We start from the raw sequence: 510 nt of genomic DNA on the forward strand, positions 1-510 counted from the left end.
CGCTACGCCGCTGCACTGCCGTGGAGACAAGCCGGGAGTCCGTCCCGGCGGCCGGGTCACTTTTTTTGCTTCGCTGTATAGACCGGGGACATAGTGGACAGGTGTACGAGGACATAGTGAACACTTTTGAGCATGATGCAGGATTGCTCAAAGGAACATCAACATGCCCTGGTCACCGAGAGATGTCATGAGTCTTCGCCAAGAATTCGTCCTGCTCGCGCAGCAACCCGATGCCAATATCCGTGAACTGTGTCGACGCTTCGACATCAGCCCCACAACAGCCTACAAACTGCTCAAGCGGCATGCGCAGCATGGCCATGCCGGTCTGGCCGATCAATCACGCCGCCCGCAGCACTCCCCCGGTCGCACGCCAGCCGACATGGAGCAAGCCATCGTGGCGCTGCGGCAGGCCCATCCTGCCTGGGGTGGCCGCAAGATCTCGGCACGCCTGCTGGAACTGGGCCATGCCGACGTACCGCCGCCCAGCACCGTGACATCGGTCCTGCACCG

The 510-nt window shown here is 61.8% G+C and carries 1 protein-coding gene; it reads left to right on the forward strand.

Features of this window, described 5'->3' with window-relative positions:
- Positions 1-163 precede the first annotated feature (163 nt).
- Positions 164-510 (forward strand): helix-turn-helix domain-containing protein (locus JK635_RS29295; RefSeq protein ID WP_235888356.1); only part of this gene is annotated, 347 nt, incomplete at its 3' end.

Origin of the sequence: Neobacillus paridis (assembly GCF_016765675.1) — a bacterium.
GTDB lineage: Bacteria > Bacillota > Bacilli > Bacillales > Cytobacillaceae > Neobacillus > Neobacillus paridis.